Consider the following 18,634-nt stretch of genomic DNA (forward strand, 5'->3'; position numbering starts at 1 on the left):
GGGGGGCATGACGGCCCTGGCCGCGGACGCGTATGTCTACGGGGCACCACTGGTCCACCGGCTGTGGAAGGTCCGGGCCTGTCTCCAGGGGAGCCGCGGGGCGCCCGAACCCACGCCCTTCAACGCCTTCGCCCACGCGGACGGGCCGGCCACACCCGGTACCCACGTGCCCTTCGCGGCCGCCGACCTCGTCGACGCGCTCGCACAGCTCGATCTGTCCGGCGGGCCGGTACGGCTCCATGTGCCGGACACCGGTGGCGCGTACTTCGTCCTGCGGTTCGTGGACGCCTGGAGCAACGTCTTCGCCTACCTGGGCACCCGGGCCACGGGCGCCGGGGAGGGTGACTGGCTGGTCGTGCCGCCCGGATGGGCGGGCACCGTGCCCGAGGGACTGTCCGGGGTGATCGACGCCCCCACGTCCGTCGTGTCCCTCGTCGGCGGTCTCGCCTGCGACGGCCCCGACGACACGGCGCGGATCCGGTCGCTCCAACAGGAGCTCACCCTCACGCATCTGGGAGACCGCGCCCACCGGACCGGGCTTCCCTCGGCGGAGTCCCGGGTGCCCGACGAGCTGCGTTTCTTCGAGGAGCTCAGGGTGTGGATGGCGGACTTCCCGCCCGCCGCGGCCGATCGCGCCTACCAGGACCGCTTCCAGCCGCTCGGCCTTCTGGAGGAGGGCATCTCGCCCTATGTCTCGGCCCCGCCCTGGCTCGTGCGCGCGCTGACGCGGGGACTCGCGCTCGGCCGGTCGCGGGTGGAGGGGGCCCTGCGGTCGGCGGAGGCGGGCGGCCCGCAGGGCTCCTGGCACACGGAACCGCACCTGCGTGACTACAACCTGGACCACTTCGGCGTCGGCACGATCGGTCCGCCCGAGTGGCAGGTGCCCGACCGTGAGGCTTCGTACCTGCTCAGGGCGGTGGCGGCGCGGTGGCCCGGACAGCCGTCCCACGGTTACGAGGCCGTGGACGCCCACACGCCGCACGACTCCCGGGGGCGGCCCTTCGACGGGGCGCACAGCTACGCGCTCCGCCTCGTGAAGCCGCCGCCCGTCCGGGCGTTCTGGTCGGTGACGGTGTACGACGGTCCCGGTGGCCACCTGGCCCCGAATCCCGAGGAACGCCACGCGGTGGGGAGCCGGACCCCAGGGCTCGTGTACGGCGAGGACGGCGCGCTGACCCTGCACCTGTCCGCGCAGCGGCCCGTGGAGGCGGCCGGGGCGGCGAACTGGCTTCCCGTGCCGCCCGGCGCGTTCCGTCCGGTGATGCGTCTGTACCTTCCCGAGCGGGACGTTCTCGACGGGAGTTACGTCATTCCGCCGGTCGAGCGGCTGAGGGACGGGCCCGGGACGTAGTGCCCGGCCGTCCCGCGGGCGTCGCGCGTACGCCGAGGAGCACGTTGTCAGTGGCGCGCCGCACACTGGAGTCATGTGCCGCAGTATCAAGACGCTTCGACCGCCCGCCATCCCTGAAGAGGCCACGGAGGAGGAGATGAGAGCCGCCGCCCTGCAGTACGTGCGCAAGGTGTCGGGCTTCCGTGCGCCCGCAGCGCACAACCAGGAGGTCTTCGACCGTGCCGTCGAGGAGATCGCCGACGCGACCCGGCGGCTGCTGGACGGACTGGAGGTGAGGGGCGCCGCGCGGGTCTGACCGCGGGCGCCTTCGCTCTCAGGTCCCGGCCGCGGCTCGCGCCGAGGGGATCGCCGCGGTGTCCCGGGGGCGACGGATCACGAGGGCCGCGAGCGCTCCCGCGACGAACAGGGCGAGCACGGAGACGGCCGTGCCGAGCCAGCCCGCGCCCAGCCACTGGCCGCCGAAGTAGCCGAGGCCGACGCTGTAGACCGCCCAGGCGACGCCCGCCACGGCGGACCAGGGCAGGAAATCCTTCGCCCTGCGATGGGCCGCGCCCGCGCCCAGGGAGACGACGGAACGGCCGGCCGGCGCGAAGCGCGCGACGACGACGAGGGCCCCTCCGCCACGGCTCAGGGCGGTGCCGAGGCGCTGCTGCGCGGACGTGAGGCGGCGGGAGCGGGCGATGGCACGTTCGAGGCGGTCTCCGCCGCGCCAGGCCAGGCGGTAGGCGACGAGGTCGCCGAGCACCGAGGCGGTGGCCGCGCAGAGGGTGAGGACCAGCAGCGACGGAACGTGCCGGGTGGCTTCGCCCGCGGCCGCGGTGACCGTCGTCGTGCTCGCGGCGGCGGCCGTGGCGGCGCTGATCACGAGCACGCCACTGGGGAGGACGGGCAGGAAGACGTCCAGGAGCACCGAGAGGGCGACCACCACGTAGATCCATGGGCTGCCTGTCAGCGCGCCCACACTCTCCAGCACTTCTACTCCCCGTTCCCGGTTCTTCGCGTCAACGCCGCGGCGTCGCAGGGGAGCGGCAGGAGCGGCAGGCTCAGCTGTACAGCGTACGCCTGCGGTCACCAGGCATTCGCCGATGTGCGGATGATGTTGTGCAGGTCACGTGGTTCCCGGCGGGCAGCGGTGCGCCGCCGTCCAGGCCGTGTGTGCCCCGGCCCCCCGCCAGGACCGGGGGGCCGGGGCACACACGGCGCGAGAGCTCAGACCGAGACGGGCCTGGCCGGCTCGGTCCGGGATCCGCTGAGCCGGACGGCGCCGGCCCGCGAGGAGAACAGCCGGTCCAGGGCGACCGCGCCGGGGCCGGTGAAGGCGATCAGCAGGAAGGCCCAGCAGAAGACCGCCGAGGCCTCGCCGCCGTTCTGCAGGGGGAACAGCGACTCGGGCTGGTGGACCTTGAAGTAGGCGTACGCCATCGATCCGGAGGCGATGAGCGCGGCGGCACGGGTACCGAGGCCGAGTGCGACCAGCGTGCCGCCGACGAGCTGTATGACGGCGGCGTACCAGCCCGGCCAGGTGCCGACGGGGACGGTGCCGCCGCCCATGGCTCCGCCGAGGATTCCGAAGAGGGCCGCCGCGCCGTGGCAGGCGAAGAGGAATCCGATGACTGCGCGGAAGAGACCGAGTGCGTAGGGCTGGGCCTGGTTCAGGCGTACGGACATGGTGACGGGCTCCTTCGGTTTGGGGACGTGAACCGAGCGGGGCCCATCAGGTTAGGAATGCCTCAGTAGTGCTTACAAGTTCAACATTCAGTCGTTTGGCTGAAAGTAGCCGTCACTCTTCCGGGGTGAGAGAGCGCTCCAAGACAGTCTCCAGCTGGGCTCCGGCGGGGCCGGATGTGGCCTGTACCAATGTCAGAGTCGCTTTCCGGCCACGCAGGCTAAGGGTCATCAGCTGATTGCCGAACCAGGGGCCGCCGGTCCTGCGCCAGGGCATCGGCGGGGGCCCCGTGCGTCCGTGGGCCGCGAGCGCCCGCCCGAGCCACCGGCCCGCCCTGCTCCAGCCGAAGCGGAAGCCGAGACGGATCGACGCCGGGACGGAGTTGTGGACGGGGGAGCAGGTCAGCTGCAGGACGTGCGCGGCGGGGGTGCCGCCCGGGGTGGAGGCGGGCCACCGCGGCTCCGCGATGTAAGCGTGGTGCACATCGCCCGAGAGCACACAGACCGTCGCGGGAGCCGCGGATCCCGTCCCCGCTTCCCGCAGCAGCTCCGACAGCCGGCGGAAGGACTCCGGGAAGGCCGCCCAATGCTCCAGGTCGCATGCGCGGCGCACCTTCTCCCCGAGGCGCGCCCAGCGTCCGCCCCGCTCGCCCCGGCACAGCGCCGCGTTCCAGGTCTCCGCGTCGTGGATCAGGGGCGGCAGCAGCCACGGCAGTGAGGTGCCGATCAGGAGATGGTCGTAGGAGTCCGGGCGGTCGAGCATCTCCGCGCGCAGCCAGCGGGCCTCCTCGTCGCGGAGCATCGACCGGTCCTGTTCGTCGAGGACCCGGGCCGCTCGCGTGTCCACCATGATCAGTCGCACTCGGCCGAAGACGCGCCGGTAGCTCCATCGGGCCCGGGCGGGGTCGGCGTCGGACGCCGCCGCGTGCTCGCGCAGCGTCTCGGTGCCGTCGGGAACCGCGCGCACGGCCGCGTAGACCGGGTCGGCCTCCAGTGCCTCGGGGGAGAGGTTGCCGAGGTGCTGATAGACCCAGTACGACATGAGTCCGCTGACGATCCGCTCGTGCCACCACGGGGTGGCGCGCATGTCCCGCACCCAGGCGGCGCTGGTGTTCCAGTCGTCCACGACGTCGTGATCGTCGAAGATCATGCAGCTGGGGACCGTGGAGAGCAGCCACCGCACGTCCGGGTCGCGCCAGGACTCGTCGTAGAGGTGGGTGTACTCCTCGTAGTCCGCGACCTCCGCGCCCGGCGCCTCCCTCAGGTCGCGGCGGGCGGCGATGCGACGCCGGATGGCCTGTGACGTCTCGTCCGCGTACACCTGGTCGCCGAGCAGCAGGAGCACGTCGGGACGGGTCGCCCCGGGGTCGGCGGCGAGACGGGCGGCCAGCGTGTCCAGCGCGTCGGCGCCGACCGGGTCGTGGCCGTCGGCGGGAGGGGCGGCCCAGCGGCAGGAGCCGAAGGTGACCCGCACCGGCCCCGCCTCCTCCGGCTGCGGCACGGCGGGAGTGCTGATGGTGCTCGGCGGAAAGCCGGAGTCCTCGGGCGGCCATACGCGGCGGCCGTCGAGCAGCACCTCGTAGGCCGTCGTCGAGCCGGGCGTCAGGCCGTCCACCACGACCAGGGCGTAGTGGTGTCCCTGTACGGCGAACGTGGCGGCGGTGCCTCCCGCCCCGTCCGTGCAGCGGACCTCCGCCGTGCAGGGCCTGGTGGTCTCCACCCAGACCGTCGCCCGTGAGCCCGTCTCCCAGTCGACGTACCGCAGCAGTGGTCCCAGGCGCAGCCCGCTCATGTGTGCCCTCCTCGCGTCGCCGTGGCCGATGGTTCCGAAGGGTACGGAACGACGGAGGAGGGCGGGACCCGGCCGCCCCGGACGGGGGGCGGGGAGGGTCAGCAGCCGTTCAGTACGGACTGCAGGGCGCTCTTCTCGGTGGAGTCGACACTCAGGCCGTAGTAGTGCTTCACGTGCACCCAGGCGCGCGCGTAGGTGCAGCGGTACGCCGTGCGCGACGGGAGCCACTCGCCGGGGTCCTGGTCGCTCTTGGACTGGTTGACGTTGTCGGTGACGGCGATGAGCTGAGGGCGGGTCAGGTCATTGGCGAAGGACTGGCGCTGGGCGGTGGTCCAGCCGCTGGCCCCGGACCGCCAGGCCTCGGCGAGCGGGACCATGTGGTCGATGTCCAGGTCGGAGGCGGCGGTCCAGGTGGCGCCGTCGTACTCCGAGTACCAACTGCCGCTCGTCGCGGCGCAGGTGGAGCTCTGGACCACGCCGGTGCCGTCCCGCTTGAGCACGACTTCACGGGTGTCGCAGGCTCCGGACTGGGTGATCCAGTGCGGGAACTTGTCGCGGCTGTAGCCGGAGGAGGAGCCCTCGGTGGAGACCGTGAGCTGGCTCAGGTAGGTGCGGGCGGTCGAGGCGCTGACCGGGGTGGGCATCGCGGCCTGTGCGGCCGGGGCGGTGAGGAGCCCGGAGGAGGCGGCGAGCGCGGCCGAGGCGACGACGACGGCTATGCGGCGGCCGTAGCTGCGACGCGCGTAGATACCGGACATGCGAACTCCCTTGATGTGGGGGAACCTTGGCGGGCGACCTGTGGAGCCAGGCCATCGTGGCGGCGCCGGGTTTCGGTGGGGTGGTCGCCAGGTAACAGAGTGGCGACATGCGCACGTCACATCAAGAGGCGGGACGATCGTTCTGACGTCCCGTCCGAAGTCTGTTCGGACAAAAGGACTGACGGATGGACAGTTCAACGGCGGGACAGCGGGCCGATCCGCGGCTCGGCGGCGTATTCCTGCTCATCGGCCGGGTGGTTCACTCCCGGAGCCCTCGCGGTGTTTCCTGGCACTGGTGTTCGCCGTCGCCGTGCGGACGGCGGAACGGCGAATCACCGGTGACCGCGCCCGGTGGCGGGCGGTCACCGGTGACCGGCGCGGCAACGTCGTGCGGGCGGGGCCGCCCAGGGTCAGCGGGCGTCGATGTGCAGCAGGATCGTCCCGTCCGCGCCCGCCTCCACCCGGAGGTGCGTCAGGTCGTCCACGTGGGCGTCGGGGGAGAGGGCCGCCGCGCGGGGGCCGATGCCCACGACGCGCATGCCGGCCGCCCGGCCCGCGATGATGCCCGCCTCGGAGTCCTCGAAGACGACGCAGTCCGCCGGGGCGAAGCCCAGTTCGGCCGCGCCCTTCAGGAAGCCCTCGGGGTCCGGCTTGCTGGCGCCGACCAGCTCCGCGGTGACGCGGGTCGCGGGCATCGGCAGGGCGGCGGCCGTCATCCTGGCCTGTGCGAGCGCCTCGTCGGCCGAGGTCACCAGCGCGTGCGGCAGGGTGGCGATGGACGCCATGAAGGCCGGGGCCCCGGCGACGGGCACCACGCCCTCGGTGTCGGCGGTCTCCTCGGCGAGCATGATCCGGTTCTCGGCGTAGTTCTGCTCCATCGGCCGGTCCGGCAGGAGGGCGGCCATCGTGGCGTAGCCCTGGCGGCCGTGCACCACCTTGAGGGCCGCCACGGGGTCGAGCCCCTGCGCGAGGGCCCAACGGCGCCAGCAGCGCTCGACCACCGCGTCGGAATTCACGAGGGTGCCGTCCATGTCCAGCAGGAGGGCGCGGGCTTCGAGGACGGTGGCGGGCATCGGCGTGCTCCAGGGGGCGGGGGAACAGCTCACGGCTGTGGGTGAAGAAAACAAGTAGCCCCGCCCGCCGGTCAGGGGAAACGGGCGGAGGCTACTTTGTTCCTCCACGATACAAAAACGGCGCCCGAAACGCCAATCCGGTGCCCCGGGGTGCCGTGGAAAGGCGTACCGCCTCCGTGTGCCGTCAGTGGCGTCCCTCGCCGGTCGTCCGCGACTCCAGGGCCTGGCGGGTCTCCGGACCGTAGACCCCCGAGGGGTCGCTCCGGACCGACATCCACCGCTGGAACTCCGCGACGGCCTGCTCCACGCGGTCCGAGTACTGGCCGTCGTCCGGTCCCCGGTAGACCCAGATCTCCTGCAGGCGTCGCTGGAGTTCCGCGACCTCCGCACCACTGTCGCCGCGCCGCAGTGTGCCGTCCGGCGCCTGGGCCGGGGGCGCCGCCGCGAGCGTCGTGGGTACCGACGTCGCGGACGCGGACGCGGAGGGCGGCGGGAGCGTCGTCGGCGCGGCGGCGGACCGGGACGCGGACGCGCTCTTGGACGGGGCCGGGGACGCCGAGGGTGACGCGGACGCCGAGCGGGACGCCGTGGCCGAGGGCGAGGCGGACGGGGACTCCGACACGGAATTCGCCGGTGCCTCCGAGGCGTCCTGGACCTCCGCCGTGACCTCGGGCAGGGCCGCGTCGTCACCGCCGCGGTCGTCGAACAGGCCACCCGCGAAGGCGGCCGTGCCCACCACGGCGGCCACGGCCGCACCGACCGCTACCACGGCGAACGGCCGTCGACGGCGCGGCTGCACGGGATCGGGACCTTCGCCCGCGTAGGCGGCCGCACTGCGCCGGCGGCTCTCGTCCACGGCCACGGCGTCGGGCAGCGGGCCGGGCAAGGCGTGCGGCGTCGCGGCCGGGGCCCCGTCGGGGAACAGCGGCATCGTCGTCCCGCCGGCGGGGGTGTCGTGGTCCTGCGCGTCGTCGCTGTGCAGCGTCACGTACGGCCGGATCCGCAGCGGGTCGAAGTCCTCGGCCGCCGCCGTCTCCGCCGAGCGGGCGGCCCGCCGGGCCTCCCCGGACGCCGTGCGGTCGCCGCAGGCGCACTCCGCCCCGGGTCTCGTACCCTGCTTGCCGCCGCACTCCGGGCATATGTGTCCGGTCATCGTGGGTTCCCCTCCCCTGTGAACTGCCTGCGATTATGCAGGCCGCCACGGAGCGGCCCGACGGCCGTACCGCTGCTCGGCAGGCCATAACGGCATGTTGCGGCCAGGATGGGGTGAAGCGGACCCGAGGAGATGTCCATGGCCCAGCAGCTGAACCCGCCGCCCCTTGCACCGGGTGAGGGGCGGTCACGGCGGAGTGTCCTGGTGGCCATCGGTGCCCTGCTCCTCGGTCTGCTGCTTGCCGCACTCGATCAGACCATCGTCTCCACCGCCCTGCCGACGATCGTCAGCGAGCTGGGCGGCCTGGAGCACCTCTCCTGGGTCGTCACCGCGTACATCCTGGCGGCGACGGCCGCGACACCGCTCTGGGGCAAGCTCGGCGACCAGTACGGACGCAAGAAGCTCTTTCTCACGGCCATCGTCATCTTCCTCATCGGTTCCGCCCTCTGCGGGGTGGCCCGGAACCTGCCGCAGCTGATCGGCTTCCGCGCGGTGCAGGGACTCGGCGGCGGCGGGCTGATCGTGCTGTCGACGGCGATCGTCGGCGACATCGTCGCACCGCGCGAACGAGGCAAGTACCAGGGTCTCTTCGGCGCGGTGTTCGGTGTGACCAGCGTGCTCGGCCCCCTCCTCGGCGGCTTCTTCACCGAGCACCTCAGCTGGCGCTGGGTCTTCTACATCAACCTGCCGATCGGTGTCGTCGCACTCGTGGTCATCGCGGCGGTCCTGCACATCCCCGTCCGGCGCACCAAGCACACCATCGACTACCTGGGCACGCTGCTGATCGCCTCGGCCGCCACCTCACTGGTCCTCGCCGCCTCACTCGGCGGCACCACGTGGGCCTGGGGATCCGCGCAGATCATCGGCCTCGCGGTCCTCTCCGTCGTGCTGATCGTCGCGTTCGTCGCGGCGGAGCGCCGGGCGGCAGAACCCGTCCTGCCGCTCAAGCTGTTCCGGATCAGGACCTTCACGCTCGTCGCCGCGATCAGTCTGGTCGTCGGTTTCGCCATGTTCGGCGCGCTCGCCTATCTGCCGACGTTCCTCCAGATCGTGCACGGCATCAGCCCGACCCTGTCCGGTGTCCACCTGCTGCCGATGGTCCTCGGCCTGCTGCTCACCTCGACCGTCTCCGGCCAGATCGTCAGCCGTACGGGCCGGTGGAAGGTCTTCCCGATCGCCGGGACCGCCGTCGCCGCGGTCGGCCTGCTGCTGCTCGGCCGGCTGTCCGAGACCAGCTCCACATGGACGACCAGCCTGTGCTTCTTCGTCTTCGGAGCAGGGCTCGGCATGGTCATCCAGGTGCTGGTGGTGACCGTGCAGAACGCTGTCACGTACGAGGACCTCGGTGTCGCCACCTCCGGGGCGACGTTCTTCCGGTCGATCGGCGGATCGTTCGGCGTGGCCATCTTCGGCACCATCTTCGCCAACGGGCTGACCGGCCAGCTCGAGAAAGCCCTCAGCGGACGCTCTCTCCCGGCCGGTGTCGACGTCGAGTCGCTCTCCGCCGACCCGCGGGCCATCGACCGGCTCCCCGCGGACCTGCGCCCGTCCGTCCTCGGCGCGTACTCGACCTCGATCACCGACGTCTTCCTCTACGCCGCGCCCGTCGTCCTGGTCGCGTTCGTCCTCGCCTGGTTCCTCAAGGAGGAACCGCTGCGCGGTTCGGTGACCGCGCCCGACGTGAGCGAGACCCTGGCCACGAACCCGGTGGAGCGTTCCTCCTACGACGAGTGCGCCCGCGCCCTGTCGGTGCTCGCCACCCGTGAGGGCCGCCGGGAGATCTACGAGAAGATCACCGCCAAGGCCGGATACGACCTCCAGCCCGCCGCGAGCTGGCTCCTGCTGCGCATCAAGCGGCACGGCACCGTCGAGCCCGCCCTGCTCGCGGACATCGCCCCCGTGCCGCTACGGGTCATCACCTCCGCCGCCCGGCAGATCGAGGAGCGCGGTCTGGCCCGGCGGGAAGGCATGCAACTGGTCCTCACCGAGCCGGGCGCCGAGGCGGTGGTGCGGCTGTCGCACGCCCGCGAGGAGTCGCTGGCCGAACTGCTGGGCGACTGGTGGGGTCCCGACCGGCCCACGGACCTGGTCCACCTGGTGACGGAGCTGACGGCCGAGGTGAGCGGGTCGAGCAAGGAACGGCCGCACATGCCGGAGCCGCGTCGCGACCACTGGGCCGGCTGACCTCCCCGCCCCTTCGGGGCGCAGGGGCCGGCCGTCCCACGGAACTCCTACGGGCCCGGCGGACTGCGGACCCCGGCCCTCACAGCTCCTTGGCGAACCAGTGTTCCGCGTACGGCTCCCGGTTGAACGCCGGGACCTCGCGGTATCCGTGCTTCGCGTACAGCCCGCGGGCCTCGACCAGGTCGTTGCGCGTGTCGAGCCTGATACGCCGCACCCCGAGCGCCCGCGCCGCGCTCTCGATGCCCGCGAGCAGCAGCCCGCCGCCGCCCGTGGAGCGGAACCCGGGGCGGACGTACACCCGGGTCAGCTCCGCGATTCCCTCACCGGCCACGCGCAGACCCGCGCAGCTCGCCGGCCTGCCGTCGTACCGGCCCACCAGGAACTCCCCGGTGGGCGGGGCGAGCAGCTCGACGCCGTCGTCCGTCAGGCCCTCGTCGATCTCCGCGCCGGTGGCCGGGCGGCCCCAGTAGCGGCTCGCCACCTCGTCGTAGTAGTCCCGGCGCAGCAGGAGCGCTTCGGGACCGGCGAAGTGTTCGGGGGTCACGGTCCAGGTCATGGGGCCATTCTCGGTGTGGCGCGACGGGATGACGAACCAATTGACACGGGTGCGGGCACCGCCGGCGGAGGACGTGAACGGTGCGGCAGCCGTCCGGCGTCACCCTGCGCACAGAGGTGCTGGTCGCTCACCCGCACGGGTGGGGCGCGAGGAGTCCGGCAGGCCGTGTCCCCGCATTCTTCCGGCACATTCGTAGTGACAGTCAGGCGAAGAGGGGGTTGATTGTGTCTACCTCATAGGGCAATGCAAGGCTTCATCCGCACATACCCGGGTCGAGGGGACCGTGCACGAACTGGGAGGACCGGCGCAGCGTGACGAATGCTGAACACAGTGTGCGGGGGGACGCGGCCGCGGATCCCGGGACGAGGGCCGCGGCGGCCAGGGTCGTCCTCTGGGTACTGGTCGCGGTCCTGGCGGTACGGCAGGTCGCGGTGGTGCTGCGCAGACCGCCCGGCGAGCGTCTCACCGACTTCGAGACCTGGACCGGTGCGACCGGAGTCCTGCACATGGCCGGTTCCCTCTACGACCCCGGCCGGTTCACCGGGACCCCCTTCGCCGGGCTGGTGCTGAAGCCGCTGACGGCCTCAGCCGAGGACGCCCTCGGTGTCGTCTGGACCTTCGGGTCGCTGCTGCTCGTCGTAGCCCTGGGATTCGTGGCCGTCCGAGCGCTGCCCGCCCCGGTGAGCCGGCGCACCGCGTTCCTGGCGGCCCCCTTCGCGATCACGCTGCTCATGGTGTCGCTGCCCGTCCGCAACACCCTGTTCCTCGGTCAGACCAGCATCCTGCCCGTCCTGCTGGTGCTCCTCGCCTGCTTCGTCGCACGGGGCGAGCGGCTTCCGGGCGTGCTGACCGGGATCGCGGCGGCCTTCCAGCCCGCCGTCCTGCTCTTCGCCGCACTGTTCTGGCTGACCGGGAGACGCAGGGCCGCTGCCACCGGGGGTGCCACCTTCGCCGCCTGTACGGCACTGGCCTGGGCGGTGATGCCGCAGGACTCGTGGTCGTACTGGGTGCACCACCTCGCGGGTGCCGGGCTGGGCGAGCGGCCCGACAGCCTGGCCAACCAGTCCCTGCACGGCGCCCTGCTCCGCTTCGGCCTCCAGGGCCCGCTGGAGATCGCCCTGTTCCTCGCCCTGGCCGCCGCGGTCACCTTCCTCGGGCTGCGGCGCGCCGTGCGTTACGCCAGGGACGGGCAACTGCTCCTGGCCGTCGCCGTCACGGGCTGCGTGGCCGTCGCCGTGTCGCCGACCGCCTGGCAGCACCAGCTGCTGTGGGTGCTGCTCGCCGTCGTGGGCCGCGTCGGCACGCGGGCCTCCGACCGGCTCGTCTGGCCGGCCGTGGTGGTGCTCGTGCTCACCCTGCCCGGGAAGATGCTGCTGCCGAACGTCGGCGTGCTGCTGCCCGTACGCGACAACGTGCTGCTCGTCGCGGCGCTCGGCGCGGCCTGCGTGGCGCCCTTCCTGTCCCGGAGCTCCCCGCACTGGGCGCGCCCGGTTCCGACGGACCACGCCCGGCCGGTGGAGCCGCGCTTCGCGTGGGTGCCCCTGCTCCCGTTCTGGCGCCGTGTGCTCAGCCGCCCCAACCTGCTGCTGGAACTCCTGCTCATCAGGGTCGTCTACTCGGCGTACGCGAAGGTCCGGCTGGCGGCGACCGCCGGGCGGCCCACCGCGGAGGAGCACGGACGGCAGATCCACGCCGCGGAGCGGTGGCTGCACATCGACATCGAGCACTGGGCCAACCACACGGTCGTCGGCGTCCCGTGGCTGCGTGACTTCTTCGACTACTACTACTCGACGTTCCACTTCATCGTGCCGCTCACGATCCTCGGGGTGCTGTACGTACGGCGGCCCTCGGACTACCGCTGGGTCCGCAGCTCCATCGGCTTCGCGACGATCCTGGCGCTGTTCGGCTTCTGGCTCTATCCGCTGGCCCCTCCGCGCCTGATGCCGGGGCTCGGCTTCATCGACACGGTCCACGGCGTGCAGGACCTCGACAGCCCCGACTTCGGGGCGCTGACCACGGTGACCAACCAGTACGCGGCCATGCCCTCCCTGCACTTCGGCTGGTCGCTCTGGTGCGGTGTGGTGATCCTGCTCCTCGCTCCCAAGGTGTGGATGAAGGTCCTGGGCATGCTGCACCCGCTGTTCACGGTCTCCACGATCGTGGCCACGGGAAACCACTGGGTGCTGGACGCGGTCGGCGGTGCGACCGTGGTGGCCGCCGGATTCGGCCTGACCTACGTCCTGTGCGGACCGCGGCGGCTGCGATCCGGTGTGGAGGGGTCCTCGGGCCGTGAGCCCGCGGACGCCGCCGGACCACCGGCCCCCGAGCGCGCCGAGACCGCCGTCAGCAAGGTGTAGCCACCCCGGCGCTCGTGAGCCGGGGGCCGATCGCTTCAGCCCCCGGCTTCCCGCACGTCGCCTGCCGCCACTTCGGCCGGCGGCTGCTCGAAGGCGGGCCGCGCGTCGAAGGCCGCGCGGCGGGTCGCCCGGCGAAGGGCCCGCAGGAGAGTGGGGCCGACGGCGAGGGTGAGCGCCACGGTGAGCACGGCCCTGCCCAGGTCCCAGCCGAGGGAGGTCGCGGTGCAGTACGCGAGGAAGCGGACCAGGTTCTCGTGCAGCGGGTCGCCCGCGACGAAGGAGATGCCGGAGCCGAGCCCCGGCACGATCGTCCAGCCGTACAGGTTCATCACCGCGCCGTAGGCGAACGCCGCGACGAAACCGTACGCGGCGAGCATCAGCAGCTCACTCCTGCCCCGCAGCCGGTCCGGGCCGGGCAGGAGGCCCGCGCCCATCGTGAACCAGCCCATCGACAGCATCTGGAACGGCATCCACGGCCCGACCCCGCCGGTCAGCAGCGCCGAGGCGAACATCGTCACCGAGCCGAGCACGAAGCCGAAACCGGGGCCCAGTACCCGCCCGCTCAGCACCATCAGGAAGAACATCGGCTCCAGGCCGGCGGTCCCCGCGCCCAGCGGACGCAGCGCCGCGCCCACGGCGGCCAGAACTCCCAGCATCGCGACGGCCTTGGCGTCCAGACCGGAGTCGGCGATCGTCGCGACGACCACACCGACCAGCAGCACGAGGAGCACGGCGAACAGCCACGGCGCGTCCTCGGCGTGGGCCAGACCTGAATCCGAACCCGCCAGCAGCGGCCAGCCGAACGCGACCAGGCCTACCGCGCTGATCAGGACGAGCGCGGCGACCGCCCGGGGGCCGAGCCGCACCACGCGCGCCGACCGGGCGCTCACGACGGACCGTCCAGCGCGGCACGCACCTGTGCCACGGTCAGCCACGCCTGCGGCGCCAGGATCTTCGCGGTCTGCGGGGCGAAGGCCGGGGAGGAGACGACGACCTGCCGGGTCGGGCCGTCCGCGACGACATCCCCGTCGGCGAGGATCACCACCCGGTGCGCCAGATCGGCGGCCAGCTCCACGTCGTGGGTGGCCAGCACGATGGCATGGCCGCCGGCGGCCAGCCGGCGCAGCACTCCCACCAGCCTGGCCTTTGCCGCGTAGTCGAGGCCGCGCGTCGGCTCGTCCAGCAGGAGCAGCGGAGGCCGGGCGGTCAGCACCAGGGCGAGGGCCAGCGCCAGCCGCTGCCCCTCGGACAGATCACGGGGGTGGACGTCGTCCGGCACTCCGGGCAGCAGCTCCGAGACCAGCGCGCGGCAGGTGCCCCGGGGCGCGCCCGCGTCGGAGTCAGCCGCCGCGCACTCGGCCGCCACCGTGTCCGCGTACAGCAGATCGCGTGGTTCCTGCGGGACGAGTCCGACCCGGCGCACCATGTCGCGGGGTGGCGTACGCGACGGGCGCACACCGCCGACGAGCACCGATCCCGTCGTGGGCTCGGTCGTCCCGACGAGGGTGGTCAGCAGAGTGGACTTGCCCGCGCCGTTGCGGCCCATCAGGGCCACCGTCTCGCCGGGCGCGAAGGAGAGCGTCACCCCGCGCAGCGCTTGGACCCGCCCGCGCCGGACCCCGAGCCCCTCGGCCCGGGTGACCGGATCGCCGGGGGGTGGGCCCGCCGCGGCGCCGGGCGGGCGACGGCCGAGCAGACGGTCCAGGAGTCCGGGGCGGGCGGGGGCAGGGGCGGGCAGCGGGACGACGGCGGAGGTCACCGGCCCGGCGGGCGACGGCGGTTCGACGCCGGACAGCCGCTCACGCAGGTCCGCCGCCCTGCGCCGCGCGTCGCGTACCGACAGCGGCAGCGGGTCCCAGCCCACCAGCCGGCCCAGGTCCACCACCGGTGGCCGGACGGGCGAGAGCGCCATGACATCCGCCGGGGGTCCCATCACCGGGGCGGCACCCGGCGACGGCAGCAGGAGGACCTGGTCGGCGTACTGCACGACACGCTCCAGCCGGTGTTCGGCCATCAGCACCGTCGTGCCCAGGTCGTGCACCAGCCGCTGGAGCACCGCGAGGACGTCCTCGGCGGCCGCCGGGTCGAGGGCGGACGTCGGCTCGTCGAGGACCAGCACGCGGGGGTGCGGGGTGAGGACCGAGCCGATCGCGACGCGCTGCCGCTGGCCCCCGGAGAGCGTGGCGATCGGCCGGTCGCGCAGCTCGGCGAGGCCCAGCAGGTCCAGGGTCTCCTCGACCCGCCGCCGCATGACGTCCGGGGCGAGGCCGAGCGACTCCATGCCGTACGCCAGTTCGTCCTCGACGGTGTCGGTGACGAAGTGGGCCAGCGGGTCCTGGCCCACCGTGCCGACGAGATCGGCGAGCTCGCGTGGCTTGTGGGTGCGGGTGTCACGGCCGCCGACCGTGACCCGTCCGGTCAGCACCCCGCCCGTGAAGTGCGGCACGAGACCGGACACCGCGCCCAGCAGGGTCGACTTCCCGACCCCGGACGGGCCGACGACCAACACGAGTTCGCCCTCGGGCACCGTGAGGTCGACCCCGGACAGGGTGGGGTGCGCGGAGCCCTCGTACCGCACCGAGACCTGCTCGAACCGGATCACGCGCTCTCCTTGGAATCCGAGGGGGAAGGGGGCGACGGCGCCACGACGGCGGGCAGCAGCCCGACCAGGACGGCGGCGGCGGGCCACAGCGGAAGCACGGGGGCCGTCAGCGGTACGACACCGGGGTGCAGGGCGCCCGGCGCCGCGGCGCCCGCCCAGATCATCGCGGCGGCCACGGCGACGCCCGACCCCGCGACGAGCCAGGCGCGTACGTCCCAGCGGTCGGGCCGGTAGCGGGTGCGGACCGAGCGGCGCCCGCCGAGCCTGAGCCCGGCCATCGCCGCGGCCAGCCCGGCCAGCAGCAGCGGCAGCCCGTACACCGCGCCCTGCGCGGCCAGCAGTCCGTAAGTCCCCGCGCACACCCCCAGCAGCCCGCCGAGGGTGAGCACATGAGTGGTGCGCCGCACGGCGGGCGGCACCTGGGCGGTGCGGCCGTACCCCCGCGCGTCCATCGACGCCGCCACGGCCACCGACCGCTCCAGCGCGCCCTCCAGCACCGGAAGTCCGATCTGGAGCACCGCCCCGATGCCGCCCGTGGGACGGCCGCGCAGCCGGCGGGCCGTCCGCAGCCGTGCCACGTCGGCCACCATGTTCGGCGCGAACGTCATGGCCACGACGACGGCGACCCCCACCTCGTACAGCGCGCCCGGCAGCGACTTCAGCAGCCGTGCGGGATTGGCCAGCGCGTTCGCCGCGCCGACGCAGATCAGCAGGGTGGCCAGCTTCGCCCCGTCGTACAGCGCGAAGACCAGCTGTTCCGCGGTGACCCGCCCGCCGAGCCTGACCCCCTGCGCCCAGCCGGGCAGCGGCACCTCCGGCAGCGTGAACAGCGGGTGCGCGCCGGGCACCGGGGAGCCGAGGACGACGGAGAAGACCAGCCGCACCGCGACCACGAACAGCCCGAGCCGGATGAACGCCCCGTAGGAGCGGGCCCACGGCGCGTCCGTGCGGCGCGCGGCCACGACATAGCCCGCCACGCCCACCAGCAGACCCAGCAGCAGCGGATTGGATGTGCGGGACGCGGCGGTCGCCAGGCCCAGCGCCCACAGCCACCAGGCTCCCGCCGGTGTCGCGTTGCCACGGGTGGCGCCCGGGGCGCTCAGGGCATGGCGGAGCCGGGCGGGGCCGGTGGAGCGGGTCATCGGCGGCGGCGGGCCCGGAGCACTGCGGCGAGACCCAGGACGAGCACCGCGCCCACGCCGGCGAGCACTCCCGCCGACGGGCCGCCGCCGTCACCGGAACCGGCGGCGCCCGTGTCCTCGCCCGGGGCGGCGGACGGCTCGGCCGCACCCGTCGCCTCGTCCGAGCCGCCGTCAGCGACCTGCTCACCGCAGCCCGACCGCGGATAGCCGGATATCGCGCAGAGCATCGCCGCGCTGTCGTACCGCAGCGGCTTCGCCACCGAGGCCAGCGCCTCCGCGGTGCTCGCGTCCAATGCCACCAGGGCGCACGCGGCGCGCAGGGCGGGCGGCTTCTCACCGTCCGGAGCGTCCGCCGGGGTACCCGGGTCGATGACCACGGCGACCCTCTTGCGGCCGTCCTTCGCCGGGGTGTCCGCGCAGACCGTCCCGAAGTCCGGGGCGCGGCGCGGCTGAGCCGAGTCCTGGGAGTCCTCGCTCACCGAGAAGCGGAAGCCCTGCACGGCGCCGTCGTCCGGGCGGACCAGGGACGGCCCCTGCGTGGCGTAGGTCCAGCCCTTGCCGCCGTCCCCCTCCCAGAAGGACCAGTAGCGGTAGCCGGCGGCCTGGGCGCCGCCCGCGCCGAGTACGGCGAGCACGGCGCCGACGAGCAGGAGCAGCACCGCCGTACCCAGCGGGCGCCTCACAGCTGCTGGTTCTTCCGGCGGCCGCTCAGCAGGAAACCGATGCCCGCGCCGAAGGCGAGACCGATGCCGATGATCCACCAGAGGCCGAGGCCCCCGTCGTCGCTGTTCGTCTCCGCGGGCCGCTCGGGCGAGGTGGCCGTCGGGGAGGGCACGGCGGTGGCGGCCGGGGCGGGCCCCGTCGCGTTGAGCTGCTTCACGAGGTCGACGCCGCCGAAGTCCCGCGCGTCGGTGCCGGTCGCGTGGGCGGCCAGCACCAGCTGGGCGGAGGCTGCGGGGCCTCCCTCCCGGGCCCAGCTCCGGGAGTTCTTCTCCAGGTAGGCGACCGCCCTGGCGGCCTTGTCCTTGTGGCCGGAGGCCGCGAGTGCCACGACCGCGTCCGCCGTGTTGCCGAAGTCCGGCTGCGGCGCGGCGTCCTCGGCGCCCGGCATGGGCGGCAGGTCCAGATGACCGGAGGCGGCGAGGGCACCGGCGAGGTAGTGGGCGCCGTTCTGCGCGGACTGCTCCGGCGTCAGGCCGGTGCCCTCGGTGCAGACGGGAGCCTTCACGGCGTTGGAGTTGCCCGCGGCCATGCCCTTGCCCATCGCGCCGATCACCGCGGCCGCTGTGGCGTCCGCGTTGGCCGTGAGCCCGCCGTTCTTGTCGGGCTGGTAGGCGAACGCCCCGCCGTCCTTCCCGCCGCAGGGCAGCGCGAAGGACTGCAGCGCGGTGTACGGCGTCCTCCCGCCGTCCTTGGTGAGGTCGGCCAGCGGCACGCCCGCCCTGGCCAGGGCGCCCGTCACCACGGCGGTGGAGTTGGCGTCGCTCGGGCTGCCCGGGTTGTAGCCCCAGCCGCCGTCCTCGTTCTGGACGGACTTCAGCCAGCTGACGCCGTTGTCCACGACCTCGCGGTGCGCGGCCAGCTCGACCATGGCCTGGACCGCCGCCGCCGTGGCGTTGGTGTCCGCGACCGTCTTCGCGTCGCAGGGCTTCGAGGCGTCGCGGTACGAGGCGAAGGCCCCGCTCGCGCACTGCTGGCCCACGAGCCAGTCCACCGACTTCACGGCCGGGGTCACCAGCTCGATCCGCTGGGCGAGGAAGGCCATCGACTGGCGCCACACCCCGTCGTACGTCGGGTCCTTCGTCCCGTACAGGCCGGCCGGGAGGGCGGGCGCCGCGGGGGAGGGGGTAGGACTCGGCGCGGCGAGCGCCGCCGGGGCGGCCGCTCCACAGAGCACGGCGGTGATCGCGAGCGCTGCCGCGCGGCGGCGTACGGACATGACGGACTGGGCCTCTCGAACGGGTTTCCCCTGCCGGGCGGAACCGGGCGCGCGGGGAAGTG

16 protein-coding genes are annotated in these 18,634 nt (G+C 73.4%); 4 read left to right on the forward strand and 12 right to left on the reverse strand.

The genetic code is table 11. The features are described 5' to 3' along the window. Positions 1-7: 7 nt before the first annotated feature. Positions 8-1,351, forward strand: coding sequence for a DUF1254 domain-containing protein (locus OG206_RS22940; RefSeq protein WP_327122368.1), 1,344 nt, complete (start codon positions 8-10; stop codon positions 1,349-1,351). Between the two features lie 73 nt (positions 1,352-1,424). Then, entirely contained in the window at positions 1,425-1,646 is a 222-nt protein-coding gene (locus OG206_RS22945) for a DUF2277 domain-containing protein (protein ID WP_327119046.1), read from the forward strand. An 18-nt stretch (positions 1,647-1,664) separates the two neighbouring features. On the opposite strand, the gene OG206_RS22950 is transcribed toward OG206_RS22945, so the two are convergent. The 6 genes from OG206_RS22950 to OG206_RS22975 all read right to left on the reverse strand — a co-directional run bounded on the left by OG206_RS22950 (position 1,665) and on the right by OG206_RS22975 (position 7,792). Beyond that, entirely contained in the window at positions 1,665-2,324 is a 660-nt protein-coding gene (locus tag OG206_RS22950) for a DedA family protein (protein ID WP_327119048.1), read from the reverse strand. 236 nt (positions 2,325-2,560) lie between these two features. After that, a complete protein-coding gene (locus OG206_RS22955; RefSeq protein WP_327119050.1) occupies positions 2,561-3,019 on the reverse strand; it encodes a DoxX family protein in 459 nt (152 codons plus the stop codon). A gap of 112 nt (positions 3,020-3,131) precedes the next feature. Next, positions 3,132-4,808 carry an alkaline phosphatase D family protein gene (locus OG206_RS22960; RefSeq protein ID WP_327119052.1) on the reverse strand — a complete coding sequence of 559 codons (1,677 nt, stop codon included), beginning with the start codon at positions 4,806-4,808 and terminating at the stop codon, positions 3,132-3,134. 98 nt (positions 4,809-4,906) lie between these two features. After that, entirely contained in the window at positions 4,907-5,566 is a 660-nt protein-coding gene (locus OG206_RS22965) for an HNH endonuclease family protein (RefSeq protein ID WP_327119054.1), read from the reverse strand. A gap of 410 nt (positions 5,567-5,976) precedes the next feature. After that, the gene (locus OG206_RS22970) at positions 5,977-6,639 is read right to left on the reverse strand and encodes an HAD-IA family hydrolase (protein WP_327119056.1); all 663 of its coding nucleotides are present in this window, start codon (positions 6,637-6,639) and stop codon (positions 5,977-5,979) included. Positions 6,640-6,823: 184 nt separating this feature from the next. Beyond that, positions 6,824-7,792, reverse strand: a complete 969-nt coding sequence (locus OG206_RS22975) for a peptidoglycan-binding domain-containing protein (RefSeq protein WP_327119058.1) — start codon at positions 7,790-7,792, stop codon at positions 6,824-6,826. A 138-nt stretch (positions 7,793-7,930) separates the two neighbouring features. Here OG206_RS22975 and OG206_RS22980 point away from each other — a divergent pair, with 138 nt between their 5' ends. Continuing rightward, complete coding sequence (locus OG206_RS22980) at positions 7,931-9,976, forward strand: MDR family MFS transporter (RefSeq protein ID WP_327119060.1); 2,046 nt, start codon at positions 7,931-7,933, stop codon at positions 9,974-9,976. 79 nt (positions 9,977-10,055) lie between these two features. Here OG206_RS22980 and OG206_RS22985 read toward each other — a convergent pair whose 3' ends face one another. Beyond that, complete coding sequence (locus OG206_RS22985; RefSeq protein ID WP_327119062.1) at positions 10,056-10,532, reverse strand: GNAT family N-acetyltransferase; 477 nt, start codon at positions 10,530-10,532, stop codon at positions 10,056-10,058. A 311-nt stretch (positions 10,533-10,843) separates the two neighbouring features. Between OG206_RS22985 and OG206_RS22990 the strand changes: the two genes are divergently transcribed. After that, positions 10,844-12,889 (forward strand): bifunctional glycosyltransferase 87/phosphatase PAP2 family protein, encoded by a 2,046-nt coding sequence (locus OG206_RS22990; RefSeq protein ID WP_327119064.1) that lies wholly within the window; start codon positions 10,844-10,846, stop codon positions 12,887-12,889. A 35-nt stretch (positions 12,890-12,924) separates the two neighbouring features. On the opposite strand, the gene OG206_RS22995 is transcribed toward OG206_RS22990, so the two are convergent. Genes OG206_RS22995 through OG206_RS23015 form a run of 5 tightly spaced genes read right to left on the reverse strand, consistent with a single transcriptional unit; the run spans position 12,925 to position 18,572 of the window. Further along, positions 12,925-13,779 (reverse strand): ECF transporter S component, encoded by an 855-nt coding sequence (locus OG206_RS22995; protein WP_327119066.1) that lies wholly within the window; start codon positions 13,777-13,779, stop codon positions 12,925-12,927. Next, positions 13,776-15,491, reverse strand: coding sequence for an ABC transporter ATP-binding protein (locus OG206_RS23000; protein ID WP_327119067.1), 1,716 nt, complete (start codon positions 15,489-15,491; stop codon positions 13,776-13,778). Before OG206_RS23000 ends, OG206_RS22995 begins: the two co-directional genes overlap by 4 nt. Then, positions 15,488-16,633: an energy-coupling factor transporter transmembrane protein EcfT gene (locus OG206_RS23005; RefSeq protein WP_327119069.1), complete on the reverse strand. Its 1,146-nt coding sequence runs from the start codon at positions 16,631-16,633 to the stop codon at positions 15,488-15,490. The genes OG206_RS23000 and OG206_RS23005 overlap by 4 nt, the downstream gene beginning before the upstream one ends. Then, positions 16,630-17,316, reverse strand: a complete 687-nt coding sequence (locus OG206_RS23010; RefSeq protein ID WP_327119071.1) for an SCO2322 family protein — start codon at positions 17,314-17,316, stop codon at positions 16,630-16,632. The genes OG206_RS23005 and OG206_RS23010 overlap by 4 nt, the downstream gene beginning before the upstream one ends. Next, positions 17,313-18,572 carry a prenyltransferase/squalene oxidase repeat-containing protein gene (locus OG206_RS23015; protein ID WP_327119073.1) on the reverse strand — a complete coding sequence of 420 codons (1,260 nt, stop codon included), beginning with the start codon at positions 18,570-18,572 and terminating at the stop codon, positions 17,313-17,315. The genes OG206_RS23010 and OG206_RS23015 overlap by 4 nt, the downstream gene beginning before the upstream one ends. Positions 18,573-18,634 lie beyond the last annotated feature (62 nt).

This window comes from Streptomyces sp. NBC_01341 (assembly GCF_035946055.1).
Taxonomy (GTDB): Bacteria; Actinomycetota; Actinomycetes; order Streptomycetales; family Streptomycetaceae; genus Streptomyces.